This window comes from Amycolatopsis sp. NPDC052450 (genome assembly GCF_044547565.1).
Lineage (GTDB): Bacteria > Actinomycetota > Actinomycetes > Mycobacteriales > Pseudonocardiaceae > Amycolatopsis.
In genome coordinates this window covers 25,450-51,321 of sequence record NZ_JBIUAQ010000026.1, presented here as the reverse complement: position 1 = coordinate 51,321, position 25,872 = coordinate 25,450, and the positions used below count along the sequence as shown (strand labels likewise).

The window sequence follows — 25,872 nt, the reverse complement described above, 5'->3', positions numbered from 1 at the left end:
AAAGAAACTGGCGCTCTTTCGAATGCCCGCCGTGCCGGAGGCGCCTACCGTCGAAGGAGTGCTGATCGAGATCCTGGTGCTCCTCGGGTTCGGCTGCCTGAGCGGCGTCACCACCGTCCTTTTCGGATTCGGCGGCGGCTTCATCACCGTGCCCGTCGTCTACGCCTTCGCGCTCGCCGAGCCGGATCACGCCCTGGGCGCGATGCACGTGGCGGTGGCCACCTCGACCGCGGTGATGGTGGTCAACGCCGGGAGCGCGACCCTCGCCCAGCTGCGGACAGGGCGGCTTCGCCGCGACTATCTGTGGCCGCTCATCGCGTTCATCGGCCTCGGCGCGGTGCTCGGGTCTTTCGCCGCCACTGTGGCCGACGAGAGTGTCCTGCGCTGGCTCTTCGTCGCCTACCTCGCGCTGACCATCGCCGACAGCTTGGCCAGGAAGGGCTTCGTGAGCACGCGGGACGACCTCCGGCCGCGTGCGCTCGGCGGGCTCACCGCCACCGCCGGCGGGACCGGGATCGGTGCCGTGGCGAGCTTCCTCGGGGTCGGGGGCAGCGTGCTGACCGTCCCGCTCATGCGGCGCAAGGGGCTGCCGATGGCCGATGCGACCGCGCTGGCGAACCCCCTGAGCCTGCCGGTGGCGGTGATCGGCACGGCGGTCTACGCCTTCGCGGCGACGGGCACGGCTTCGGGCACCGCTCACCTCGGCTACATCGACCTGGTGGCCGCGGGCGCGCTGCTGTGCGGCTCGTTGCCGACCATCGCGGTGACGCGCCGGGTGGCCGGCCGGATCCCGGACCGCGCGCACGCGATCGCGTACCTCGCCCTGCTCGCCGCCGCGCTGATCGCGATCGTCGCCCGCTAGTGATCGGATGAGTGTCGTCCCTGTCAAGCCCTTGACAGCGGATCGGTGTCATGGCAAGGGGTTATCGCCAGGCAAAGATCCGACGAATCCTCTATCTCTTTTGCGCGTCTTGCGCCAAGATCTCCCGCATGAAACTGAGATCGATCACCAAACGCATGTTCGTTCTCGGGCTGCTGACGGTTCTCGGGACCACCGGGGCGACGTCGGTGGCCACCGCCGAACCCCAGCGACCGCCCGCGGACGTCAACGCGACCGGGCTGCCGCGCGGCGGCTGGGAGCCGGTCGGCCCGAACAGCGTCGGCGGGCTACTGGCCGCTTCGCCCGCCGGACTCGCGATGATGCAGCCGAGCCCGCCCGCGCTGTGGCTCTCCGGCGATCGCGGCGCTTCGTGGTCCGCGCGCCGGGGCCTGCCCGCGGAAACCGTCATCCAGGGGTTCTTCGCCGATCCGGTGAACCCGGACCGGATGCTCGCGGTGGGCAACAAGATCGTGGGCATGCTCGGCGAGTGGCGCGGTCTGCTGCTGAGCACCACCGACCGCGGCCAGACCTGGGAGACCCTGCGCGAGTGGCACCCCGACGGCGCGTTCGGCATGGCCACGGATCCGGCGGGCCGGGTCGTCGTGGTGCAGAACCTCGATTCGCTGAGCGTCAGCATCGACGGCGGCGTGCACTGGAACGACGTGCCGAGGACCTGGCCGCGCGAGGGGATCGCCGCGCCGGTCGGCGCGCTCAAACTCACGCTGGTCGGTGACGACGCCTACTTCACGACCGTCTACCCGGAGTACGCGCTGTGGGCGGTCCGCGGGGTCACTGGCAAGGAGCCCCGGGCCGAACTCGTGTACCGGGCCGACGGCGAGGTCGGACAGGTCGCTTCGGACGGCAAGCTGCTCGTGGTCACGGTCGGCCCCGAACTGCACGGCTCCGCCGACGGCGGGAAGACCTGGACCGTGCTGCGCCGCGATCCCACCGGACAGCCCCTGCGGGAACCGCGTTTCGTCGGCGGGCGTTTGTACGTCTCGACGTATAACGACATAGACGTCAGCGCGGACGACGGCCGCACCTGGACCCGCAAACCCGTGCCCGCACCGGGCGAGGGCGTCAGCGACATGATCGATCTTCCCGCCGCCGCGGGTAAATCCGCCACCACGCTGATCTCCTCGCTCTACCGCGGTGTGTACGCGGACGCGGGCAAGAGCGGCTACCGGCAGATCGGCGTACCCGGCGAATCCATTCGCGACCTCGTGACCACCGGGAACCTGCTGCGGGAGCACGTCGTCGCGGCCGGTGTGCAGGAGATCTACAACACCCCGCTCCCGCGCGGCAAGGTCTCCGCGGCGGACCGGGTCTGGCAGTCGCATCCCACCGACCGGCTGCACGAGGACGCGCGCCTGTCCGTTTCACCCGCCCGTCCGGACGTCGTCTGGCAGGTCACCCGGAACGGTTTCGCGCTCGACGTGCTCCGCAGCGGTGACGGCGGGCGGACCTGGCAGTTCGCGGCGAAGGCGAAACAAGGTCTTCCGCGGGCGATCTTCGCCCATCCGGCCGCCCCGGACAGGATCTTCGTCTCGGCCTTCGCGCCCAGCGGCTACGTGCTCTACCGCAGTGACGACGCCGGGAAGACCTGGGAACAGCTGGCGACCGACAGCGGTTTCATCGCGTTCGCCGGTGACCCGTGGAACCCGAACCGGGTCTGGGGCGGCGACTCCCAGGGCCTGTCCCGGTCGGACGACGGCGGCAAGACCTGGACCCACGTCTCCGGTGAACCGGTCAGTTCGATCTCCGTCAGCCGATGGGGTGGCGGACGCGTCCTCGCCGGTGGCGCGGGCATCCTGCTCAGCGAGGACGACGGCCGGACGTTCCGCCGCGTCCGTGACGGTGAGAGTCCCCTCGGGATCAGCCGGATCCTGCCGCATCCGTTCGACTTCCGGGTGTGGTTCGCGAGCGACTCGACCGGGGGAGGCGTGCTGCGCAGCACGGACTTCGGCCGCACCTGGTCGCCCGTGCCCGGCGCGCTGCCCGACACCAGGGTGCTGTCCATGGCGATCAGCGCCGACGGCCGGTACCTGTTCGCGGGCACCGCGCAGTCCGGGGCGTACCGGCTGAACCTGTACTGAGCGCGGGACGCTTCGTGGCCGGCGAAAGTTCCGGCCACGAAGCGTTTACCCGGCCCCGCACCGGATGTCAGAGTCGGGGACATGGCCATCGACGTCGCCGCCCTCCGGCTTCACTTCCCTTCCCTCGCCGACGGAACCGCCTTTTTCGACGGACCCGCGGGTACCCAGACACCCCGGCCCGTCGCCGACGCCATCGCCGGGACACTGACCGGTCCGCTGTCGAACCGGGGCACGATCAGCCCGTCCGAACTCAACGCGGAGCGGGCCGTCTCGGACTTCCGCGCCGCCTACGCCGACTTCCTGAACGTGCCCGCCGAAGGCGTCGTCCACGGCCGCAGCGCCACCCAGCTGACGTACGACTTTTCCCGGCATCTGGCCAAGGACTGGCGTGAGGGGGACGAGATCGTCGTCAGCCGTCTCGATCACGACGCCAACGTCCGGCCCTGGGTGCAGGCCGCCGAACGGGCCGGGATGACCGTCCGCTGGCTGGACATCGATCCCGGAACCACCGATCTCGATCTCGATTCCCTCGTCCTCACCGAGCGGACGAGGCTGGTCGCGGTCACGGCGGCCTCGAACGTCCTCGGCACCAAGCCGCCGATCCGCCGGATCGCCGATCTCGCCCACGACGCCGGGGCGCTGGTGTTCGTGGACGGCGTGCACTACGCCGCCCACGAACTCGTGGACGTTCCCGCGCTGGGAGCGGATTTCTTCGTCTGCTCGCCGTACAAGTTCCTCGGCCCGCACTGCGGGGTGCTCGGCGCGTCGCCCGCCCTCCTCGAAACCGTCGAGCCGGACAAGCTCATGCCGTCACCCGACAGCGTGCCGGAACGGTTCGAGTTCGGCACCCTGCCCTACGAGCTGCTCGCGGGCGCGACGGCGGCGGTGGACTTCCTCGCCGCGCTCGACCCCGGAGCGGGCGGAGCACGGCGAGAGCACCTCGCGAACTCGATGAATTCGTTGCACGAGCACGAAAGCACGTTGCGCGCCAGGCTGGAGAAGGGACTGGGCGACGCCGTCACCGTCCATGGCAAGGCCGCCGACCGGACCCCGACCGTCCTGATGAGCCTCGGTGGCCGCGAGCGTGAGGCGCAACGGCATCTCGCCGAAAGGAACGTCGTCGCTCCGGCAGGCTCCTTCTACGCCTACGAAGTCTTCGCGGCCTTGAAGCTGGAAGATCCGGCGCTCCGGGTCGGGCTGGCGCCGTACACGAGCGCCGAGGACGTCGACAGGTTGCTGGACGGGCTCTCGGCGTTCGGGTGACTACCACAGCGGACAGTTGAGCGGGCGGGGGTCGTGAGTGGCGATTCGGGTCAGAGCCAAGGGTGTCTTAGGTATCTACGTGGTTGAGGCTGCGGTTGATGCCAGGCCTCGGACAGGCGCCAGTAGTCACAGCGGCTGCGCGTGAAGGCCCCCTTCCCTCGGCTGAGCCGAGGAAACTTGACCTTCACACCTTGCCCCGGTCCGTGAAGGTCTCTAGTCGGGCGCTCGCGTGAGTTGTCGCAGTTCGTGGGGACATCAGAGTTCGACGCCGGGCCGTTGGAAGCACTGAAGAGCAGGGAATGGGTCCTTCATGTACTTCAAATCCGGCATCACGCAAGAAGCGCCGCGGGTCACGCAGTAGGTACCTAAGGGGAAGGTCGCCAGAACACGAATCGCCACTCACGACCCCCAGGCACGGTTTGGGGTCGATCACAAGACCCGTTCGCCCGATCTTGTGATCGGCCCCATGGACCTACGGTGACCGGGCCGACACTCTGGGGAAGGAGCGTCACGGGCAACGGGGCCCGGACGGAACAGGACGGTGGCCCGCTATGGGGAGTCTTCGCGCACGGACACTGATCGCCGGGATGGTCGCGCTCGCGACGGTGGGCTTCGCGCCCGCCGCGACGGCAGCGCCTGTCGCGACGACCGGGATCGCGGATCAGTGGAGCAAACCCGGTCCCTTCGCGGTGACCGTCGAAGCACTTGACAGCACCCACACCGTGTACCGGCCGTCGAGGCTGGAGAAGCATCCGGTGATCCTGTGGGGCAACGGGACCGGTGCGAACCCGAAGACCTACGACGGTCTTCTGCGGCATCTGGCCTCTCACGGTTTCGTGGTCGCGGCGGCCGACACGCCGAACGCGGGATCCGGCCAGGAGATGCTCGCCGGAGCCGCGACCTTGATCGCCGAGAACTCCCGCCCCGGCAGCCCCTTCCAGGGGAAGATCGACACCGCGCACATCGGCGCCACCGGCCACTCGCAGGGTGGTGGCGGGGCGATCGCCGCCGGCGCCGACTCCCGCGTCACCACCACGATCCCGATCGAGCCGGGACCGCAGGGCTCCGCCACGGCGCTGAAGGGGCCTTCGTTCTTCCTCGGTGGCCAGCTCGACACCATCGTCGTTCCCGGAATGCTGGTCATCCCGCGGTACCGCCTCGCGGACCAGGTGCCCGCCCTCTACGGCGAACTCGGCGGGGCGACCCACTTCACGCCCGTCGGCGACGGTGGCGGGTTCCGCGGCGCGATCACGGCGTGGTTCCGGTTCTGGCTTTCCGGTGACGAACGCGCCCGCGCCGAGTTCTTCGGGCCCTCCTGCGGATTGTGCGGCGACGGGGCGTGGTCCGACGTCCGGCGCAACGCGAAGGCGCTGGCCGTCCCCGGCGCTTGATCGCCGGTTCTTGTCGGTGCTCCGGGTTAGGGTCCGCCGCAGCAGCCTGACCAGGAGGGACACCACGTCATGACCACTCTCGACAACCGGCCGAACACCGCGCTCCTCGTCGTCGACGTCCAAAACGGCGTCGTCGACGAGGGCCACGAGCGCGACGCGGTGGTCGCGAACATCGGCGGGCTCGTAGGCAAGGCACGGCGGGAAGGCGTCCCGGTCGTGTGGGTGCAGCATTCCGACGAGGGACTCGTGCGCGGCAGCGAAGAATGGCGCATCGTCGGCGAGCTGAACCGGGAGGACGCCGAGCCGCTCGTCGAGAAGTCCTATGGGGATTCGTTCGAGGACACCGATCTGGAGCGGGTCCTTGCCGAACTCAAGGTCGGGCGGCTCGTGGTCGTCGGTGCGGAGACCGACGCCTGCATCCGCTCGACGCTGCACGGCGCCATGGTCCGCGGGTACGACGCGACGCTGGTCGGCGACGCGCACACCACCGTGGACAAAACGGAGTGGGGGGCGCCCGCGCCGGAGCAGGTCATCGCGCACACGAATCTGTACTGGCGGTTTCAGGCCGCGCCGGGCCGGAAAGGAGGGACGGTCAAGAGCGAAGACGTGGAATTCAGCGGCTGAACCGCTTTACGGCCGTCGTGCGACCAGCAGGCCCGCGTCTCCGGTGAAAGTGCCGCGGCAGTGGGACTTCGCCGCCTGGAGTACGCGCCGGGTGATCTCGGGCGGTAGCTGTCCGGCATGGGCGTTCAGGCATTCGGCGAGCCCGAACCGTTCGCCGTCGGCGGCACGCGCGTCCGAGAGGCCCTCGGTGTGCAGGACGACGAGATCTCCGGGCAGGAGGCGGGTGGTCATGATCCGGCCGGGTGACCCGGCGCCGAACGGCGACCGCGGAGAACTGTCCACTGTGGACGTACGGTCCGCTTCGTGCTCGGTGCCGAGTACGAGTGGCGGTTGCCCGCCCGCTTCGAGATGGCGCAGGTCGCCGTGAGCGAGGTCGACTTCGGCCAGCGTGCCACGGACGGCGGCGGCGCCGCCGAACTGCGTCGAGAGCGCTTTGTCGACAGCGGTCTCCTGGCCGCGCAGGTCCTGGCCCTCGCGGCGGGCGGACCGGTAGGCCGCGAGCGCCGTCGAGACCTCGAGACCCGCGGACGAGCTGTCCCTGCCCGCGTCGAAGATGGCCAGCCACGCCGTCGTTTCGGAAAGGGCGTAGTCGAAGGTGACACCGCGAAGGTCGTAGGCGGGCTCGACACCGCCCGCCACCGTCACGTCGCGTGTCGCCGCCGTCAACGGAGGCAGGTTCTGCCAGAGCAACTCCGCGGTGGGGTCCCGTCGTCGTCCACGCCTTGTCATGTCGAGCGCGTCGCCATAACGCATCGCGGCGGCGATGAGATGGCCTGCCAGCGACGCGAGCCACCGGCACTGGGTTCGCAGGGCGGGGTCGTGGAGATCGGTGTCCGCGCAGGCTTCGACCTCGAGCACGCCCATGCGCTCCTCGCCGTCGAGCAGCACGGCCCACAATCGCGGTCCTCCGGCCTCCTCGGCCAGCAGGGTGTCGACGTGCCGATAAGCCTGACCGGCGTTGCTCGTCTCGATGGGCAACGGTGCCCGGCTTGGGCCCGACCCTGGCAACGGGAGGAGATGACGTTGGTCGTAGTCGGCGAGATAGACGGCGATCTCGAGGTTCAGCGCACGTCCCGCGGTGGCGATGACCTCGGGCAACCGCTCCGGGGCGGCATGGTGGGCACCGTCGAGGAGTCCCAGCAGGGCGGCCAAGGTACCGCGCGGGCGGGTGCTCTCACCGGTGTCGCGGCTGTAAGGCGCCCGTCGTACGCCGGAGAGTTCGTCGAGCCGTTCGTTGACCGCGTGGGTCACCATGTCCCGCTGGATTCGGGGCAGGGGGAGCACGCCCTGCAGGAACGCGTCCAGTTCGACCTCGCTGACGTCGCCGCCCAGGGCGAAGTACCTCAGCCACAGTTGCTCCACGGTAAGCCCGGTTCGCGCGAAGCACGCGGCGACGATCCGTCGTTGCTCCTCGGCCTTGAGGGCGGACACGGTGATCACCCCCGCTTATCGACGACACCGGCCTGGATACCAACCACGACCCGGGATGAAACATGAGTCGGGCACACGATTGGTTGTCCCGTTGTGGCGCGCGACGGTTACGCCAGGTGGACGAACGATTCGGGGCCGCCGCGACAGGCCGGGACGAGCCGGGACGGGCAGAACATGGGGCGCGGGAGGCGGGGTGATCGCATTCGGCTAAGGTCGGCTTCCGAAAGCGGTTCTGAGCGTTGAGAAGTTAGCGCCGATCCGCCGGTAACCGGGTTGGTTGCGGCGGTTGATGGTGCGCGCTCGGCGCCGGTTCCCGCCGGTGACTCCCGTGGTGCATCACGCCGATGTGCAGAAGTGGGAGAGGCGGGCCTTGGCCGATGAATTCGACTGGCAGCAGGACAAGAACCGATTCGTCGAGGATGTCGGCGACGGCGAACTGCCGGTGACCTCGGAGAACGGCGCCCGGCTCATCGCCGGGCCACTTGTGAACCAGTTCGTATCCCTGACCAGGGCGCTACTGGATTCCGGCTCGATCGCGGCGGTCCTCGAACGGGTGGTCTTCGCTACCCGCGACCTGGTGCCGGGCGCGGATCTTGTCAGCGTCACCCTCCTCGATCCCGACGGCGCGTTCCACACGCCGGTGTGGACCGACGAGATCGCCGGCGAGCTGGACCAGTTGCAGTATCAATACTCCGAGGGTGCTTGCGTCGAGGCGGCGCGGGCTTCGGGACCGGCCGCGGCCTTCAGCGACAACCTCGCGGAGGACGCCCGCTGGCCGCGCTTCGGTCCGGCCGCCGCGGCGCTCGGCTTCCATTCGCTGGTCTCGACGGCCTTGCTGCCGGAAGCGTCGAGTTCGCAGCTTTCCGGTGCGCTGAACGTCTACTCGCGGCGTCCCCACGGCATCGCCAGGGCCGACCGCGACGTGCTGCTGCTCCTGGCGACGCACGCGTCACTGGCCTTGGCGACCACGCACGCGGTCACACGCGGTCAGCTCCAGGAGGAACAGCTCCAGCAGGCGCTGGACAGCCGGGACGCGATCGGGCAGGCCAAGGGCATCCTGATGGCGCGGCGCGGGATCGACGCCGCGGAGGCGTTCGAGGTGCTGCGGCATACGTCGCAGAACATGAACGTCAAACTCCGGGAGCTGGCGGAGATGCTGTCCAAACGGCATGCGGAACTGCAACTGCCCGACTGACCGGCCGGCCGCGGCTACGATCGCGATCATGGGTTTCGGTGAGCTGGACTTGTCGCGGACGTTCGGCTGGCGTGGCCGTTCGGTGGCGTGGGAACGCCTCGGCGACGGCGCCCCGGTGGTGCTGTGTCACGGGACACCGTGGTCGGCGCAACTGTGGGCGCCGTTCGCGCGAGCGCTCAGCGAAGAGTTCGCCGTCTATGTCTGGGACATGCCGGGATACGGCCGTTCGTCCAAGGAACCCGGCCACGCCGTCGATCTCGGGACGCAGGGCGAGCTTTTCGCCGACCTGCTCGGGCATTGGGGGCTGACGGCCCCGCACGTGATCGCCCACGACTACGGCGGGGCGGTTTCCCTGCGCGCGAAGCTGCTGCACGGTGCCGAGTACGCCTCGCTCGCCTTGGTGGACGTCGTCGCGCTGCGGCCGTGGGGCTCGGAATTCTTCCGGCTCGTCGCGGAGAACGCCGAGGTCTTCCAAGCGCAGCCCCCGGCTGTGCACCGGGGCGCGCTGGAGTCCTACATCGCGACGGCGTCCCACCGTGGTCTCACCGGCGCGCAACTGGCCACCCTGACCGGGCCTTGGCTGGACGCGCGGGGGCAACGTGCGTTTTACCGGCAGATCGCCGAGGCGGACGTCCGGTACACCGACGAGATCCAGGACCGCTATCCGGAACTCACGTTGCCGGTGAAGGTGATCTGGGGCGCGGACGACACGTGGATCCCGGTGGACCGCGCGGAACAACTCGCCGACGCGATTCCCGGCGCCCTCCTGAACGTCATTCCCGATGCCGGGCATCTGATCCAGTACGACGCGCCGGTCGAATTGGCCCTTTCCCTGCATCGCTGGCTCACGGCGGAAGTGGGCCGGTGGGGACCAGCAGGGAGCGGACGCTGAACGGCGCCGTCAAGATCAACATCGTTCCATTCGGATATTAGAAGTCGTCTACGTGATACCCGGCCACATAAGCGCTTGAAAGCAAGGCGCCGTGACATTCCGCCGTCGACGGTCCGAAACCGACCGGAACCCAATGTCCGACGGTGTACCAATAGGACGACCCCGACGCGCAGTGGGCGACCACTCGATAGGTTTCCGAGTTTCCCGGCAAAGAGAAGCAGGTCAGGGAAATGCCTTCGCCGAAGAAGATTCCATAGCGATCGGTGCCGCAGCCGTAGGGTGGGAACTTGCCTTCGGTCGCCGCGGAGGCCGGTGCGGCGGCCAGGAATCCGGCCGCCGAAAAGGCGGCCATGACTAAAGCGGCGATTTTCTTCTTCATGCTTTCTCCCGCGGCTCGTTCCCAATGGAAAGCCCAGATTAGCCGCACGGAAGAATTGTCGTGAATTCATCGGGCAGGTGAAACGAGATCGCGTGCGGTGAACCGCGCTGCTCCGAAAGAGCGGCGCGGCCCCCCTTCTGAGTCCCCGGCTCCCCTTTTGGCCTAGCGTCGCCGGTACTGCGCCGGGGAGGTGATCGTGGCCCGGTCCTCATAGGATCCCGGCCTGCCGCGGTCGACGTGGAATGTCGTCAGGGTGCTCACCGGCGAACGCGGGTCGCGCCGGTCGCCGATCACCCGCATGTGCGTGCTCCAGCGGCGCGGGGTGACCTCGTAGACGTCGTAGCCGTACCGGTCGCCCTCGAAGTACTTGAGGTGCGGGTTCGCCGCGCCCATCTTCGGCCCGTTCGTGGCGTTCCATTCGGGGGAATAGGCGCCGGAGGTGACCGAATGCGCGGTGAACTCCGTGCCGATCACCGGGCCCGCCGGATCCGCGAAGTCCGGGCGGATGTCGTCGACGAACGCCGAATGCCAATCGCCGGTGATCACCACGAAGTCTTCGAGGCCGCTGTTCGCCACGTGGGTCAGCACCTCCTCGCGCTCGGCGAGGAAGCCGTCCCACTGGTCCGTGAACATGTAGCCGCCACCGGGTTTCGCCAGCTGGCTCAGCATGATCGAGTTCACCCAGCAGTGCCACGCCTCGCCGGAGCCGGTCACCTGGTCCTTGAGCCACGCCTTCTGGTCCGCGCCGAGGATCGTGCCGTCGGGCAGGTTCTGCGCCGACCGGTACTGCCGGAGGTCCAGAATGGACAGATCGAGCAGGTCGCCCCAGCGGCGCTGCCGGTGGATCCTCGGTGTCGACGGATGGTCCGGGCGAACCGGCATGTGCTCGAACCAGGCCTGGTACGCCGCCGAACGCCGCGCCCGCAATGACGGGGTGGTACCGCTGTAGTCGTTGACGACCTCGTGATCATCCCAGGTGATGAACCAGGGATGGGCCGCGTGGGCGTCCCGCAGCGACGGGTCGGACTTGTAGAGCGCGTGCCGCCGCCGGTACGCCGGCAGCGTCAGCACCTCGGGACCTTCGTGGTCGCGCAGCGGATTCCCGCCGACCTGACCGTGCTCGTAGACGTAGTCGCCGAGGTGGACGACGAAATCGAGCTCCTCCCTGGCGATCCCGGCGTGCGCCGCGTAGAACCCGTCGTGGAACGCCTGGCAGTTCGCCGAGGCGAACCGCACCCGCCGGACCGGCCCGACCGGCGCGGTACGGGTGCGGCCGATCCGGCTGACCTTGCCGAGCGCGCTGAACCGGTAGTAATACTGCGAGCCCGGCTCCAGCCCGGAAACCGGCACGTGCACGCTGTGCCCGAGCCCGGCGGTCGCGGCCGTCGTCCCGTGCGCCACGCGGCGGCGGAACCCGCGGTCGGTGGCGACCTCCCAGGCGACCTCGACGGTGTCTTCGAGCGGCTGCTCGAACTCCATCGGCCTCGGCGCGAGCCTGGTCCAGAGGGCGACGCCGTACGGGACAGGGTCGCCGGACGCGACGCCGAGCGTGAACGGCGCTGCGTCCCATGTCGCGCCCAGGGCCACCGCGGCCTCCTCGGCCTGCGCGACCGTCATCCGCGAACTCAACGGCCAGGCCAGTCCCAGCGCCCCGGCGGTGGCGGCGCCTCGCAACAGGTCCCGGCGGTTGACGGACATCGGCGTTCTCCCTCGGCCTTCGGCGGATAGCTCCCCGAGAGCGAACACTCCCAAGATGGCCGGAGGCCGACGTGGGGAAGAACAACGCGGTTCACCTCAACGAAGGTGGCCGGTTCGTCGACGATCAGGTCCAGCGATCATCGCCGCCTGTACGGCTTGCCGAACCCGCTGGGGCGGATGCGGACCGGGGGAGATCGAACGAGCCAACCGCTTTGTCAGAGGGTGATGACGACCTTGCCGCGTGCGTGCCCTTCGCGCACGTGACTGATGGCTTCGGGCACCTCGACAAGCGAGAAGGCACGGTCGATGACCGGCGTCAGTTTCTCCGCCTCGATGAGCGCCCGCAGCGTCTGGAGATCGTCCTGGTTCTCTGTGGAGAACAGGCCGCGAAGCTTCTGCTTCACGAACGGCCCGAGGAGCAGTGCCCGCAGATTGCGGCCCACCGGGCCGATCCACTTCCCCTTGCCCTCGCCGCCGACGATGACGAGAGTGCCCTGCGGGGTAAGGGATTCGCGTAACGACGTCAGCGACCGGTTGCCGGCGGTGTCGAGGATGAGGTCGTAGCCGCCGCCGAAATCCTCACGGGTGTAGTCGAAAACCCGGGTCGCGCCGAGCGAACGGACGAGCTCCACCTTGCCGGTGCCGCATACGCCGTCCACCTCGGCGCCGAACGCCTTGGCGATCTGCACCGCGAAGGTGCCCACTCCACCGCCCGCGCCGATGACCAGGACCTTCTGTCGCGGCGCGACCTGCCCTCGGTCCCGGAGCGCCTGAAGCGCGGTGAAAGCGGAGATGGGGACCGCCGCCGCTTCTTCGAAGCTGAGCCGCTCGGGCTTTTTGGCGAGTCTGTCCACTGTGGTCAGCGCGTACTCGGCGAAAGAACCGTCACAGGTTCCGAAAACCTCGTCGCCCGGCCGGAATCGCGTCACGTCGCCGCCGACGGCGTGCACCACGCCGGCGAAATCCAGCCCGCGGACCCGGGCCTTCGGTCTGCGTACTCCGAACCCCATGAGCCGTACCAGGTACGGCGTGCCCTCCATGAGGTGCCAGACGCCGGGGTCGACCGCCGCCGCCCGGATCCGGACGACCACGCCGTCCGGTCCGGCTTCGGGTTCGGGCAGGTCGGTCAGGGTCAGGACGTCGATCGTGCCGTACTCGTTCTGGGCGATCGCCTTCACGGCGGCCTCATTCCTGGTCTGGGTACTGGAAAACATCGTCGAGCCCGACGCCGAAAACCCGGGCGATCCGGAAGGCCATCTCCAAGGACGGCGAGTAGCGGCCCTGTTCGATGGCGATCACCGTCTGGCGGGTGACGTCGATCCGGTCCGCGAGTTCCGCTTGGGTCATCTCGCCCTTCGCGAACCGCAGGGCGCGGATGGAGTTCGTGACCTTGGTCGGTTTCACCATGCCTGGAATCCCCAGCGGTAGGCGGCGATCTTCGCTATCGAGCCGAGCAGGGAGGACAGGACGAAGGCGAGGTACACGGAGTTGGCGATCCAGAAGTGGTCCAGTTCCGCCATCGCCATGACGAGCGCCGCGACCCCGCCGATCACGACGAACGACTGCCCGACGTGCTCGCCGAACCGGCCGATCTCGCGGTCGCGCTGGTCCTTGCGGCCCGCGTCACGCGGTGAGGCGATCGCCGCGGCGATGTGCAGCACGATCGAGGCCACGATGGCCGCCCCGACGGTCCACAGCAACGGTGCCACGTAAGGGACATCGACGACCGCACCGGAGCTTGCCCGGCCGAAGACGACGATCAGGTACGCCGCGTAGGCGAAGACCGTCACCACCGCCATGATCCATGCGCGTTTCTCTTCCAAGGCCACGAGAGCCAAGGTAAAGAGTTCTAGACACCATGTCAAACATTCTTTACCTCGACGCTCGCGTCGGGCCAGACGGACGAAGTCGACCCGACCGGGTGTTAACGGTCCGTGGTCCGGGCGCGACTCCTCTCGGTCTCACCGTCTCGGAGTGGAGTCCGCGAATGCCGAAGACCGTCGCACTGATCCTCGTCGCCGGCGTCGCCGTCCTGGCCGCTTGCGGCGTCCCGGCCACGCGGCCTGGGGCGCCGTCGACGGTGACCGAGACGTCCGTGAGTGTTCAGCCGCCGGCGGAAACCGGCGGACCTGCGTCTTCCGCCGCTCGTCTCATCGCCGTCCCCGATGTTTCGGGGATGAACCATCAGGACGCGCAGGACGCGATGCAGGCGGCGGGCCTGTACAACCTGCGCGAAGTCGACGGAACAGGGAAAGGCCGGATGCTCGCGCTGGACCGGAACTGGGTCCAGACCGGGCAGAGTCCGGCGCCGGGGACGAAGGTGACCGCGGACGTGACCGCGGACGCGGTGATCACCCTGACCGCCGTCAAAATCGGCGAGAAGTGAGACTGCCGGGCTTCAGGCCCCGACGGTGAGAGTCTCTTCGAGGGTCGCCCGGTGGGTGGGCTTCGCCTCTTCGTAGCGACGGCGGCCTTCGTCGGTCACGATGACGAAGATCCCGCGCCGGTCCGACTCGCAGAGTGAGCGCTGGACGAGCCCCTCGCGTTCCAGGCGGGCGACGAGACGTGAGGTGGCGCTCTGGCTCAGGTGGACGACCTCGGTCAGATCGGCCGCGCGGCATTTGCCGACGACGCAGTTCACCAGCCGTTCGAGGGCTTCGAACTCGGTGACGCCGAGGCCGTGACGCTCCTGGAGCCGGCACTCGAGGCGCCCGAAGACCGCCGCGTGCCGGGCGGACAGGTCGTGCCACTCCCGCAGCAGGTCTTGTTCGGCGTCGTCGCTCACGCGGCCCAAGATAGCATGCACGTGAATTTTATGCAAAGTCATTAAATGCACTTGCATTAGATGCGCGTGCATGTACTGTACGGATCATGAGTTCTTCCGTGCAGCTGTCCACCAGCTCGACAAGGTGGGACGCGCGCCTCTGGGGTGTCCTGCTCACTGTGTCCGTCGTCGTGGGCCTCGACGCGCTCGACGTGTCGATGGTCGCCGTCGCCCTCCCGTCCATCCAGGCCGAACTCGGCCTCTCCACCAGTGCCCTGCAATGGATCATCAGCGCCTACGTGCTCGGCTACGGCGGCCTGCTGCTCCTCGGCGGCCGCACCGCCGACCTGCTCGGCAGGCGCCGGGTCTTCCTTATCGCCGTCGCGGTCTTCGCGCTCGCTTCCCTGCTCGGCGGCCTCGTCGACGACGGCGCGCTGCTCATCGCCACCCGGTTCATCAAGGGTCTCGCGGCCGCGTTCACCGCGCCGGCGGCCCTCTCCATCATCACCACGACCTTCCACGAAGGCCCCGCCCGCAACCGGGCGATCAGCATCTTCGCCGTGTTCGGTGCCAGCGGTTACTCCGCGGGCCTCGTCTTCTCCGGTCTGCTCACCGAGGTGGGCTGGCGCTGGACGTTCCTGCTGCCGGTGCCGATCGCGCTCGCCGCGCTGGTCGCCGCGATCAAGCTGATCCCGTCCTACCAGCCGCAAACCGGTGGCGGCTATGACTTCCCCGGCGCGATCACCGGTGCCGCCGGTTCTCTCCTGCTGGTCTTCGCCGTGGTCGAAGCGCCGGAGATCGGCTGGGCCGCCCCGCGGACCCTGATCTCGTTCGCCCTCGCGCTCGCTCTGCTCGTCACGTTCGTGTTCATCGAGAAGCGCAGCAAGCACCCGTTGCTCCGCCTCGGCATCCTGCGTTCCGGCCCGCTGGCCCGGGCCAACCTCGGCGGCGCGACGTTCTTCGGCGCCTACATCGGTTTCCAGTTCGTGGTCATGCTGTACCTGCAGACCGTGCTGGGCTGGTCCGCGTTGCAGACCGCGCTCGGATTCCTGCCCGCCGCGCTGATCGTCGCCTTCGGTTCACCCAGGATCGAGCCGCTGATCGACCGGCTCGGCACGCCGCGCACGATCCTCGCCGGTGTCGTCGCCCACGTGATCGGGTACGCGCTGTTCCTGCGGATCGACGAGAGTTCCAGCTACGCCGGTTCGGTGCTGCCGAGCATGATCCTGCTGGGAATCGGCTTCATGCTGGCGTTCTCCTCGCTGAACATCCAGGCGACCAACGGCATCTCCGACGACGAGCAGGGGCTCGCCGGCGGGCTGCTGAACACGTCGATCCAGGTCGGCGGCGCGATCGGCCTCGCCGTGGTGACCGCGGTCCTGACCGGCAACTCGGATGGTGCCACCGGCCCGGCCGCGCTGCTGAACGGGTTGGCGCCCGCGCTGACCGTCGTCACCGGCATCGCGGTGATCAGCGTCCTGGTGGCGCTGTCCGGAGTCGTCGGCCTGCGCAAGGCCGAAGCCCGCTCCGCCGTCGCCGAACCGGAGTTCGCCGCGGCCGAATGACCAGGGGGTGAGGGCCCCTTCCCGCGCTCGGGGGCGGGAAGGGGCTCATCGCCGCCATCGGATCGGCAGCGACTTCAGGCCGTTCTGGAAGTTCGACCGCAACCGCACCGGCTTCCCGGCGAGTTCGACCTCGCCGAGCAGGTCGAGGACCGCTTCGAACATCGCCCGCAGCTGCACCCTGGCGAGCTGGGCGCCGAGGCAGAAATGCGGGCCGTGCCCGAAGGTCACGTGATCGTTGGGTGTGCGGCCGATGTCGAAGCGGTCCGGATCGTCGAAAACGGTCTCGTCGCGATTCGCCGCCGAGAACCAGACGACGACCTTCTCACCCGCCTGAATGTCCACATCGGACAGAACGACGTCCTCGGTCGCGGTCCGGCGGAAGTGCATCACCGGCGTCCACCAGCGCAGCATCTCTTCCACCGCGCCGGGAAGCAGTGACCGGTCGGCCAGCAGCCGCCGGTACTGATCGGGATGCGAGAGCAGCGCGAGCATCCCGCCCGGGATGCCGTTGCGCAGGGTTTCGTTGCCCGCCACGGAAAACAGCCAGAACAGGTTCTCGAACTCCGCGATGGACACGCGGCCGCCGTCTTCCACGTGACCCATCAGATTGCTCATCACGTCTTCGCCGGGGTGACGGCGTTTGTACTCGCCGAGCGCGGTGGCGTACGCGTAGAGATCAGGCATCCCCGCGCGGGTGCGCGGGTCGGGCATCGCCCCGCCGGGCCCCGGAACCGGCCGGACGGCCAGCGCCGACCGCGCGAGATCGGTGACCTCGCCGGCCTCGACGGTCGAGCTCACCGCGTAGTCGGCGTCCTGGTAGCCGATCACGCGGTTGCTCCAGTCGTACATCAGCCGCCGGTCCTGTTCGGGGATCCCGAAGACTTCGGCGAGCGTCAGCAGCGGGAGATCCGCCGCGACGGCGGCGAAGTCGCACCGGCCGTCCGCGGCGACTTCGGTGATCAGCTCCCGCGCCCAGCCGTTGATCCGCTCGGTCAGCCTGCCGACCGCACGCGGCGTGAACGCCTTGGTGAGCAGGCCGCGCAGCCGGGCGTGCTCGGGCGGATCCATGTTGAGCATCATCCGCCGGACGTAGCCGAGGTCCTGCTCGGTCGACGGGTCCCGGATCTGCGTCCCGCCGAGGCGCGACGAGAACAGCTTCGGGTTCTTCAGCACGTGCTTGACGTCGGAATGCCGCAGCACGGCCCAGAAATCGTCCACCCGCGTGACCGGCGAGTCCCGGCGCAGCGACGCGAGGTGCTCGTACGGCACGCCCCGCGTGTACACGTCCGGATCGGTGATCACGCCGTCGACCCTAGCCCGCGGGAGGGGGACTGAGGAAAGATCCGTCCGGTGGAAACACTGAAGATGCGCACCGCCGGAACCGAAGGCCCGCCCGTGCTCCTGCTGCACGGCCTCGGCGCGACAGGAGCGGTCTGGGACGGCCTCATGGCGCACCCGGGATATCGCTGGCTCGCGCCGGATCTGCCCGGCCACGGGGGATCGCCCCGGTTGCCGCACTACTCGTTCGGCGGGCTGGCCGCGGCGGTCGCCGACGCGCTCCCGGAACGCGGTCCGGTGCTGGTGATCGGCCATTCCCTTGGCGGCGTGGTCGGGCTGGCGCTGGCCAGCGGCTGGTTCGGGGTGAAGGTCGCCGGGCTGTTCACGGTCGGCGTCAAGGTCGAATGGAGCGAGGACGACCTCGCGAGGGCGGCCGCCATGGCGGCCAAGCCGCCGAGGGTGTTCCCGACCCGTGAGGACGCCGAACGCGGCTTCCTCAAGATCGCCGGCCTGGTCGGGATCGCCGAGGCGGATCCCGATGGCGTGGCCGAAACCGAAGGCGGCTGGCGGCTGGCGCTGGACCCCCGCGCGTTCGGCGTCGGCGCGCCCGACATGCGCGGACTGCTCGGCGCGGCACGCTGCCCGGTCGTCCTCGCGGCCGGGGAACACGACCCCATGAGCCGCCCCGAACAGCTTCGCGCCCTCAGCCCGCACTCGGCCGTACTCCGGGGGCTCGGCCACAACGCCCACGTCGAAGACCCGTCCTCGCTCCTGCCCTTCCCCAGGCAATTCGTCCTCTAGTTGCGGTAGTTCGACAGCCGAACCACCGCAACCAGAGGACGAAACGCGAGGGGGACTAGCGCCGAAGCCGGCCCAGGACGGCGATGCCCTCGGCGATGTCGCTCGCCGGGCTCGCCCCGTAGCCGAGGACGAGGCCGGGATTCATCGGGCGCTGACAGTGCCACGACAGCGGCTGCACCTTCACGCCCTGCTCCAGCGCGGCGGCGGCGAAGTCGAGATCGGAGAACTCGGCGTCGAAGGTGATCGTCAGATGCAGCCCGGCGGCGGCGCCGTGCACCACGGCGTCGGGGAGATGCGCCCGGAGCGCGTCGATCATCGCGTCCCGCCGTCGCCGGTGCCGTTTGCGCACGAACCGCAGTTGCCGCTCCATCTCCCCGGACTCCATGAGATGCGCGAGCACCAGCTGCGGGAGGACGGCGTTGCCGAGGTCGGCGAACCGTTTGGCCGCGACCACCTCGTCCCGGTACCGCGGCGGCACCAACATCCAGCCCACCCGGAGCGCGGGTGCGAGCCACTTCGACACACTGCCCGCGTAACAGACCTGCTCGGCGAGCATCGAGCGCAACGCGGGCACCGGCGGACGGTCGTAGCGGTGCTCGGCGTCGTAGTCGTCCTCGATGATCAGCCCGCCGTTCGCGGCCCAGCGCATGAGCTCGCGACGGCGTTCCCCGCCGAGCACGACACCGGTCGGGAACTGGTGCGCGGGCGTGAGCAGCACGGCGGGCGCGCCGCTGCGCACGAGCTCGCCGACGTCGATGCCGTCGTCGTCGACCCGGATCGGCGGGGTCGCCAGCCGCCGGTCGTGCAGATGCTGCCGCGCGCCCAGCGAACTCGGATCCTCGACGGCGATCTCGGAGATCCCGTTGTCGCAGAGCACTTGCGCCAGCAACCCGAGGCCCTGCGCGACACCGGCGACGATCAGCACGTCGTCCGCGTCGGCGGTGATGCCCCGGGTACGGGCGATCCAGTGCGCGATGGCCAGCCGCAACGCGGGTGCGCCACGAGGGTCGCCGTAGCCGAAGGCCGCCGCCGAAAGGTCGTTGAGCACGGTGCGCTCGGCGCGTAACCACGCCGTTCGCGGGAAGGCCGTCAGATCCGGCACACCGGGGGACAGGTCGATCCTCGCCGGGGTCGACCGCAGCGAGTCGAAGACGCCGATCCCGGGCGCGGGCTGGAAGATCGTGCCCGCGGACGGCGGCCCGGCCGTCCTCTGCTCCTTCGTCCTGGCCGGCGCCGCGACGACCACCGTGCCCGCCCTGCCCCGTCCGGCGACGTGGCCGTCTTCGACGAGGCGCTGGTACGCCTCGGTGACCACACCGCGGGAGACCCGCAGGTCCGCGGCCAGTGCCCTGGTCGCGGGCAGCCTGCTGCCGACCGGCAGGCGGCCGTCGGAGATGGCGTGCCGCAACCGCGACGCCAGCCAGTCCGACCGGCGCCCCGGCGGTGCGTCCCCGATGTCCAGCTGCAGGAAGTCCGAGCCCTCGGCAGTCACCCGATCATTGTGTCATTCAGGTTCGTAGGCGAGGTTCGGCCGCAGCCACTGCTCCATAGTGGACAGTTCGAGGCCGCGGCGGGCGGCGTAGTCCTCGACCTGGTCCTTGCCGAGCCGTCCGACGGTGAAGTACCGCGAATCGGGGTGGGCGAAGATCAGCCCGCTGACGCTCGCCGCCGGCGTCATCGCGAACGACTCGGTCAACCCCATCCCGAGCCGGTCCGAGTCGAGCAGGTCGAACAGTTCCTGCTTCTCGCTGTGGTCCGGGCTCGCCGGGTAACCCAGCGCCGGGCGGATGCCGCGGAAGCGTTCGGCGTGCAGGTCTTCCAGCTTCGGATCGGCGTCCGGCTCGAACCAGTCCCGCCGCGCCTGGAGGTGGAGGTACTCGGCGAACGCCTCGGCGAGCCGGTCCGCGAGCGCCTTCACCATGATGGCGCGGTAGTCGTCCTGGTCCGCCTCGAACTCGGCCGCGAAATCCTCGGCACCGAGGATGGTGACCGCGAACCCGCCGAGGTGGTCGCCCGCGCCCGCCGGGGCGATGTAGTCCGCCAGGCAGCGGTTGGGCCGCGACAACGGTTTCTTGGTCTGCTGGCGCAGCATCGGGAACTTGACACCCGACTCCAGGATGATGTCGTCGCCCTCGGAGTGCGCCGGCCAGAACGCGTACGCGCCCTTCGCCTGGAACCGTTCCTCGGCGATGATCTGGTCCATCAGGGTGTTCGCGTCGTCGAACAGTTCCCGCGCCACCGGGTTGTTCAGGATCGCCGGGTACTTGCCCTTCAGCTCCCAGGCCAGGAACAGGAAGGTCCAGTCGATCATCTCGCGCAGTTCGGTGAGCGTCGGCGAGACGTACCGGACGCCGGTGAACCGGGGCGTCGGGATGTCGTCGAAGGAGACCTTCTCCGGGTTGGCCCTCGCCTGCTCGACCGTCAGCAACGGCGTCCGCTGTTTGTTCGCGTGCTGCACGCGCAGTGCTTCCTGGTCCTCGCGGTTCGCCTTGTCGAGGATTTCGGCGCGGTCCGCGTCGAGCAGGTCACCGACGACGCCCACGACGCGCGACGCGTCCAGGACGTGCACGGTCGTGTGCTCGTACGCGGGCGCGATACGGACCGCGGTGTGCTGGCGCGACGTGGTCGCGCCGCCGATCAGCAGGGGCAGCTTCAGCCCCCGCCGCTCCATTTCGGCGGCGACGTTGACCATCTCGTCCAGCGACGGCGTGATCAGGCCGGAGAGCCCGATGGCGTCGGCGCCCTCGGAGACGGCCGTGTCCAGGATGACCGAAGCCGGGACCATCACGCCGAGGTCGATCACCTCGTAGTTGTTGCAGCCGAGGACGACGCCGACGATGTTCTTGCCGATGTCGTGCACGTCGCCCTTGACCGTCGCCAGGACGACCTTTCCGTTGCCCTGGCGGGTTTCGACGCGGCCTTCGAGGCGCGCCTTCTCCTTCTCGGCCTCCATGAACGGTTCGAGGTAGGCCACGGACCGCTTCATCACGCGCGCGCTCTTGACCACCTGCGGCAGGAACATCTTCCCGGACCCGAACAGGTCGCCGACGATCTTCATGCCGTCCATCAGCGGGCCTTCGATGACCTCGAGCGGCTTCGGCAGCTTCTGGCGGGCTTCCTCGGTGTCCTCTTCGATGTAGTCGACGATGCCGTGCACCAGCGCGTGGCTGAGGCGCTCCTCGACCGTACCTTCGCGCCAGGACAGGTCGATGACGCGCTGGGTTCCCTTGCCGCTGACCGTTTCCGCGAAGGTGACCAGCCTGTCGGTGGCGTCTTCGCGACGGTCGAAGAGCACGTCTTCGACCAGTTCCAGCAGATCCTTGGGGATGTCCTCGTAGACCGCGAGCTGCCCGGCGTTGACGATGCCCATGTCCAGCCCGGCGCGTACCGCGTGCAGCAGGAAGGCCGAGTGCATCGCCTCGCGCACGACGTTGTTGCCGCGGAAGGAGAACGACAGGTTCGAGATACCGCCGCTGATGTGCACGCCGGGACAGCGTTCCTTGATCCGCGGCAGCGCGTCGATGAATGCCTTGGCGTACCCGTTGTGCTCGGAGATGCCGGTCGCGACCGCGAGCACGTTCGGGTCGAAGATGATGTCCTCGGCGACGAAACCGGCCTTCTGGGTCAGCAGGTCGTAGGCGCGCCCGCAGATGTCGACCTTCCGGTCGGCGGTGTCGGCCTGGCCCTGCTCGTCGAAGGCCATCACGACCACGCCCGCGCCGTAGTCGCGGATGCGCCGGGCCTGCTGGAGGAACTGCTCCTCGCCCTCCTTGAGGCTGATGGAGTTGACGACTCCCTTGCCCTGCACGCATTTCAGCCCGGCCTCGAGCACCGTCCAGCGCGAGCTGTCGATCATGATCGGCAGCCGGGCGACCTCGGGTTCGGTGGCGATGAGGTTCAGGAACGTGGTCATCGCCTTTTCGCTGTCGAGCAAATCGGCGTCCATGTTGACGTCCAGCAGGTTCGCCCCGCCACGCACCTGCTCCAGCGCGACGTCGACGGCGGCCTGGTGGTCGTCGGCCTCGATCAGCTTGCGGAACTTGGCGGACCCGGTGACGTTGGTCCGCTCGCCGATCATGACGAAACCGGTGTCCTTGCCGATTTCGAACGGCTCCAGGCCGCTGAACCGGGTGTTCGCCTTCGGCTCCGGCACCGTCCGCGGCGCCATCCCGCGGACGGCGTCGGCGATCTCCTTGATGTGCGCGGGAGTCGTGCCGCAGCAGCCACCGACGACGTTGACCATCCCGGCCGTGGCGAAGTCGCCGAGCAGCCCGCCGGTCTCCTCGGGCGTCTGGTCGTACCCGCCGAACGCGTTCGGCAGTCCGGCGTTCGGGTGGCAGGCCGTGTACGTGCCGGCGAGGTGGGACAGTTCGGCGATGTGCGGGCGCATTTCCTCGGCGCCCAGCGAACAGTTGACGCCGACCAGCAGCGGATCGGCGTGCTCGATGGAACTCCAGAACGCCTCGACCGTCTGCCCCGACAGCGTCCGGCCGCTCAGGTCGACGATCGTCACCGAGATCCACAGCGGCAGGTGCGGTGCGACGTCGCGGGCGGCGGCGATCGCGGCCTTGCAGTTGAGGGTGTCGAAGATCGTCTCGATCAGCAGCAGATCGACGCCGCCTTCGGCGAGCGCTTTGATCTGATCCGCGTACGCGGCATACACCTCGTCGAAGGTCACCGCGCGGAACGCCGGGTCCTCGACCTTCGGCGACAGCGACAACGTGACGTTCAGCGGCCCGACCGACCCGGCGACGAACTTCCCGCCCGCCGCGTCCGCCGCCTCGCGCGCGATCTGGGCGCCGCGGAGGTTCATCTCATAAGCGAGGTTCTCGAGCCCGTAATCCGCCTGGCCGATGGTGGTGGCGGTGAACGTGTTCGTCGTCGTGATGTCCGCGCCGGCGTCCAGATACTGGCGGTGGATGTCGAGGACGACGTCCGGCCGGGTGATGTTCAGCAGGTCGGGGTCGCCGGTGATGTCACGAGGGTGGTCCTGGAACCGCTCGGTGCGGTAATCCTCAGGTTCGAGGCCGGCGTTCTGGAGCATCGACCCCCACGCGCCGTCGAGCACGACGATGCGCTCATCCAGCAGCTTTCGCAGGGCGGTCGTTTCCATCCAGCGCTCCTCCCATGTCGTGGGAGGCGCCCTTGCGGTGATGTCCGGGGCCGAGCGTGGCGGACCCCGCGGTCCGTTGCAGCGCCTCTCGACCTTGGCGACCAGAGTACCGGACCCGCACAAGGGTGATCCGCCCGAATCGCTCAGCCGCTGGCCAGAGCGGGCTCGGCTTCCCGGATCGTGGGATCGGGCAGGACGGGCCGGCGCCGGGCGACCACCTTGCGGCCCACGTCGATCATCGGCACCTCGACCCACCGGTAGAGGACGTCGGAGATGACGAGTGCGACGACGGTCACGACGATCGCGGTCAAGGTCCGGTGGACGCCCAACTGAGGGATCGACAAGGCGACCACGGTCGCCGCCACCCCCTGCAAGAGGTACACCGAGTACGACCGCTCGCCGATGAACCGCATCGGCGGGGTGGAGAAGAGCCAGGCGATCGGACCGCGCGGGATCAGCGAGGTGATGAACAGCGCGACCAGGACCGCATACGTCGTGCCGCCGATCGTGCCGCCGTCCTTGAAGAAGGCCTCGATGTCGGTGATGTGGATCTGGAGGACCACAAGCGCCGGGAGCAGGACGAAGCAGGCCAGCGGGTGGGTGAAGAAGCGGAGGACCGCGAAGCCCTTGCGGTAGTGGAGACCGATGGCGAGGGCGCAACCGATGATGATGGGGGAGTAGGCACCGGCGTACGGCATCACCGGGATCAGCGCGATCATGAGCGCGATCAGGCCGATCGCCAGGCCGAGCCGCTTCGGGAAGCTCAGCGCCGCGATGCCGAAGGCGAGGAACGGCCAGACGAGGTAGAACTTCTGCTCGACGCCCAGCGTCCACGATTGACCGAAAGGCGCGTTATGGGCGAATTCGTTGGTGAACGTCAGGAAGTAAGGCATCGCGCCGGAGAGTCCGCTCGAGGTGTACTGGCCGCGCAGATAGGTGAACACCACGATGATGCCCAAAACCGCGAAGTACACCGGAAGAATACGAAACGCGCGACGGATGTAGAAGTCGGCGAGCGAAATCCTGCCGTTTCGGTCTTCTTCGCGCAGTGCCAGCGTGGTGATCAGGAAGCCCGAGAGAACGAAGAACAGGTGGACACCGATCCATCCGTTGGCCATGGCCCACGACGGTCCTCCGTAGTGGAACACCACCACGAGGAGCGCGGCGATCGCACGCAACCCGTCGAGGGCCGGGAATCTTTTGGTGGACAGGTACTGCTCGTGAGTCATCATCGTGGCCCCCAGGAACGTCACCGGCGGACTGGCCGGTAAGGATGCGTCACTCTAAAGGGTGAATCGCGCGTTCCTGTGAGGGGGCTGTGGTTTTCCTGTGGACATTGTTGGAGATTTGCGTGCTGTCGAGCTTTATGGTTCTTTTGTCGCCGAATCTGGTCGGCGAACAAGCTACATGGCAAACGAGCGGGGAGGATTTAGGACGTTGAACGTCCCAAATCCTCCCCGCTCGGCCTTTTCGCTATCAATGGGGAGACAGCGAATGAATCAGAAACCCACAGACGCTTTCTGGATCTTCACCGGCTTCGCGGGCAGGCCGTCGGCGGGACCGTTCGGATCGGTCGGGATGATGCCGTTCGCCACGATCCGGTCCAGCACCTCCATGCCCCGCACGACCTTGCCCATCACCGAGTAGTTCTTCGGGATGTTCGCGAAGGAGTGCACGATGAAGAACTCGCTGCCGTTCGTGCCGGGGCCCTGGTTGCCCATGGCGATGGTGCCGCGTTCGTAGGTCTCGGTGCCGTCGACCTCGTCCGGGAACTTGTAGCCCGGACCGCCCTTCTCGGCTTCGTAGATGTCGCCGCACTGAAGGACGCCGAGGCGCGACGAGTTCGTCAGGCGCCAGCACTGGCTGCGGTCGTAGAAGCGCTGCACGGCCAGGCTCGCCAGGTTGTGGACGGCGCACGGAGCGGCGCCGGCGCGGTTCAGGCGCACGGTCACCGGGCCGTAGTTGAAGCGGAACGTGACGTCGACGGTGCCGCGGGTCAGCGCGAAGGGGAGCGGGCGCAGGACCGGCCGGGCCGCGGGGTTTTCGGGCGTCGGCGTGAACTCGCAGCGCACGATCGGCGCCGAAGACGCGGGCGCGGCGGTGGCGATGCCGGGCAGGAGCACGGCGGCGAGAGCGGAAACGACAACGGTGACACCCCAGCGCAGCTTCATGAGGGGGAACCTAACTCAAAAGGGTGGTCGTCGGGTAGCGGTTCACGCGGCGCGCTGCCCTTGCTGCGGCCGAGTGGTCGCGAGTGGCGATCTGGCTGTGGTGATCGCCACAACCACCCCAGGTGCATCAGCAGTCACAGGGGCGTCGCCTGTCCAAGTACATGAAGGGGGCCTTCATGTACATCGGGCGGGTGAGAGTGGCGGTGAGTCATCGGTCCAGGTGGTGGGGGGGGGGGGGGGGGGGGGGGGGGGGGGGGGGGCCCCCCCCCCCCCCCCCCCCCCCCCCCCGCCCCCCCCCCCCCCCCCGCCCCCCCCCCCCCCCCCCCCCCCG

The 25,872-nt window shown here is 68.8% G+C and carries 22 protein-coding genes; 10 read left to right on the top strand and 12 right to left on the bottom strand.

Annotated features, from left to right (window positions below; translation table 11 throughout):
* The first annotated feature begins 58 nt into the window (after positions 1-58).
* The 5 genes from ACIHAO_RS32175 to ACIHAO_RS32155 all read left to right on the top strand — a co-directional run bounded on the left by ACIHAO_RS32175 (position 59) and on the right by ACIHAO_RS32155 (position 6,254).
* Entirely contained in the window at positions 59-862 is an 804-nt protein-coding gene (locus ACIHAO_RS32175; protein WP_396564211.1) for a sulfite exporter TauE/SafE family protein, read from the top strand.
* A 128-nt stretch (positions 863-990) separates the two neighbouring features.
* Complete coding sequence (locus ACIHAO_RS32170; RefSeq protein WP_396564209.1) at positions 991-2,976, top strand: peptidase S8/S53 subtilisin kexin sedolisin; 1,986 nt, start codon at positions 991-993, stop codon at positions 2,974-2,976.
* Positions 2,977-3,057: 81 nt separating this feature from the next.
* The gene (locus ACIHAO_RS32165) at positions 3,058-4,239 is read left to right on the top strand and encodes a cysteine desulfurase-like protein (protein WP_396564207.1); all 1,182 of its coding nucleotides are present in this window, start codon (positions 3,058-3,060) and stop codon (positions 4,237-4,239) included.
* Positions 4,240-4,790: 551 nt separating this feature from the next.
* On the top strand, positions 4,791-5,630 hold the full coding sequence (locus tag ACIHAO_RS32160) for an acetylxylan esterase (protein WP_396564205.1): 840 nt from the start codon (positions 4,791-4,793) through the stop codon (positions 5,628-5,630).
* 69 nt (positions 5,631-5,699) lie between these two features.
* A complete protein-coding gene (locus ACIHAO_RS32155; RefSeq protein ID WP_396564203.1) occupies positions 5,700-6,254 on the top strand; it encodes an isochorismatase family protein in 555 nt (184 codons plus the stop codon).
* 6 nt (positions 6,255-6,260) lie between these two features.
* Here the strand turns inward: ACIHAO_RS32155 and ACIHAO_RS32150 are convergent, their stop codons facing one another.
* Positions 6,261-7,694, bottom strand: a complete 1,434-nt coding sequence (locus tag ACIHAO_RS32150) for a PP2C family protein-serine/threonine phosphatase (RefSeq protein ID WP_396564201.1) — start codon at positions 7,692-7,694, stop codon at positions 6,261-6,263.
* 361 nt (positions 7,695-8,055) lie between these two features.
* Between ACIHAO_RS32150 and ACIHAO_RS32145 the strand changes: the two genes are divergently transcribed.
* Entirely contained in the window at positions 8,056-8,880 is an 825-nt protein-coding gene (locus ACIHAO_RS32145) for a GAF and ANTAR domain-containing protein (RefSeq protein ID WP_396564199.1), read from the top strand.
* Between the two features lie 28 nt (positions 8,881-8,908).
* Positions 8,909-9,772: an alpha/beta fold hydrolase gene (locus ACIHAO_RS32140; protein ID WP_396564197.1), complete on the top strand. Its 864-nt coding sequence runs from the start codon at positions 8,909-8,911 to the stop codon at positions 9,770-9,772.
* A gap of 37 nt (positions 9,773-9,809) precedes the next feature.
* Here the strand turns inward: ACIHAO_RS32140 and ACIHAO_RS32135 are convergent, their stop codons facing one another.
* The 5 genes from ACIHAO_RS32135 to ACIHAO_RS32115 all read right to left on the bottom strand — a co-directional run bounded on the left by ACIHAO_RS32135 (position 9,810) and on the right by ACIHAO_RS32115 (position 13,678).
* Positions 9,810-10,151, bottom strand: a complete 342-nt coding sequence (locus ACIHAO_RS32135) for a hypothetical protein (RefSeq protein WP_396564195.1) — start codon at positions 10,149-10,151, stop codon at positions 9,810-9,812.
* 162 nt (positions 10,152-10,313) lie between these two features.
* Positions 10,314-11,849, bottom strand: a complete 1,536-nt coding sequence (locus ACIHAO_RS32130; RefSeq protein WP_396564193.1) for an alkaline phosphatase D family protein — start codon at positions 11,847-11,849, stop codon at positions 10,314-10,316.
* Positions 11,850-12,064: 215 nt separating this feature from the next.
* The gene (locus tag ACIHAO_RS32125) at positions 12,065-13,027 is read right to left on the bottom strand and encodes an NAD(P)-dependent alcohol dehydrogenase (protein WP_396564191.1); all 963 of its coding nucleotides are present in this window, start codon (positions 13,025-13,027) and stop codon (positions 12,065-12,067) included.
* 7 nt (positions 13,028-13,034) lie between these two features.
* Positions 13,035-13,256, bottom strand: coding sequence for a helix-turn-helix transcriptional regulator (locus ACIHAO_RS32120; protein ID WP_125673158.1), 222 nt, complete (start codon positions 13,254-13,256; stop codon positions 13,035-13,037).
* A complete protein-coding gene (locus ACIHAO_RS32115) occupies positions 13,250-13,678 on the bottom strand; it encodes a hypothetical protein (protein ID WP_396564188.1) in 429 nt (142 codons plus the stop codon). Before ACIHAO_RS32115 ends, ACIHAO_RS32120 begins: the two co-directional genes overlap by 7 nt.
* 158 nt (positions 13,679-13,836) lie before the next feature.
* On the opposite strand from ACIHAO_RS32115, the gene ACIHAO_RS32110 reads away from it, so the two are divergent.
* Positions 13,837-14,235 carry a PASTA domain-containing protein gene (locus ACIHAO_RS32110; RefSeq protein ID WP_396564186.1) on the top strand — a complete coding sequence of 133 codons (399 nt, stop codon included), beginning with the start codon at positions 13,837-13,839 and terminating at the stop codon, positions 14,233-14,235.
* A 12-nt stretch (positions 14,236-14,247) separates the two neighbouring features.
* Here the strand turns inward: ACIHAO_RS32110 and ACIHAO_RS32105 are convergent, their stop codons facing one another.
* Positions 14,248-14,634: a MarR family winged helix-turn-helix transcriptional regulator gene (locus ACIHAO_RS32105; protein WP_125786470.1), complete on the bottom strand. Its 387-nt coding sequence runs from the start codon at positions 14,632-14,634 to the stop codon at positions 14,248-14,250.
* An 86-nt stretch (positions 14,635-14,720) separates the two neighbouring features.
* Here ACIHAO_RS32105 and ACIHAO_RS32100 point away from each other — a divergent pair, with 86 nt between their 5' ends.
* Positions 14,721-16,178 carry an MFS transporter gene (locus tag ACIHAO_RS32100; protein ID WP_396564183.1) on the top strand — a complete coding sequence of 486 codons (1,458 nt, stop codon included), beginning with the start codon at positions 14,721-14,723 and terminating at the stop codon, positions 16,176-16,178.
* A 45-nt stretch (positions 16,179-16,223) separates the two neighbouring features.
* Here ACIHAO_RS32100 and ACIHAO_RS32095 read toward each other — a convergent pair whose 3' ends face one another.
* Positions 16,224-17,480, bottom strand: a complete 1,257-nt coding sequence (locus tag ACIHAO_RS32095) for a cytochrome P450 (protein ID WP_396564181.1) — start codon at positions 17,478-17,480, stop codon at positions 16,224-16,226.
* A 48-nt stretch (positions 17,481-17,528) separates the two neighbouring features.
* Between ACIHAO_RS32095 and ACIHAO_RS32090 the strand changes: the two genes are divergently transcribed.
* Positions 17,529-18,257, top strand: a complete 729-nt coding sequence (locus tag ACIHAO_RS32090; RefSeq protein ID WP_396564179.1) for an alpha/beta fold hydrolase — start codon at positions 17,529-17,531, stop codon at positions 18,255-18,257.
* 55 nt (positions 18,258-18,312) lie between these two features.
* On the opposite strand, the gene ACIHAO_RS32085 is transcribed toward ACIHAO_RS32090, so the two are convergent.
* The 4 genes from ACIHAO_RS32085 to ACIHAO_RS32070 all read right to left on the bottom strand — a co-directional run bounded on the left by ACIHAO_RS32085 (position 18,313) and on the right by ACIHAO_RS32070 (position 25,541).
* Positions 18,313-19,749, bottom strand: coding sequence for a PLP-dependent aminotransferase family protein (locus ACIHAO_RS32085; RefSeq protein WP_396564177.1), 1,437 nt, complete (start codon positions 19,747-19,749; stop codon positions 18,313-18,315).
* Between the two features lie 12 nt (positions 19,750-19,761).
* Positions 19,762-23,370 carry a methionine synthase gene (gene metH, locus ACIHAO_RS32080; RefSeq protein WP_396564175.1) on the bottom strand — a complete coding sequence of 1,203 codons (3,609 nt, stop codon included), beginning with the start codon at positions 23,368-23,370 and terminating at the stop codon, positions 19,762-19,764.
* A 143-nt stretch (positions 23,371-23,513) separates the two neighbouring features.
* Positions 23,514-24,623 (bottom strand): acyltransferase family protein, encoded by a 1,110-nt coding sequence (locus ACIHAO_RS32075; protein ID WP_396564173.1) that lies wholly within the window; start codon positions 24,621-24,623, stop codon positions 23,514-23,516.
* Between the two features lie 246 nt (positions 24,624-24,869).
* Positions 24,870-25,541: a peptidylprolyl isomerase gene (locus ACIHAO_RS32070; RefSeq protein ID WP_396564171.1), complete on the bottom strand. Its 672-nt coding sequence runs from the start codon at positions 25,539-25,541 to the stop codon at positions 24,870-24,872.
* Positions 25,542-25,872 lie beyond the last annotated feature (331 nt).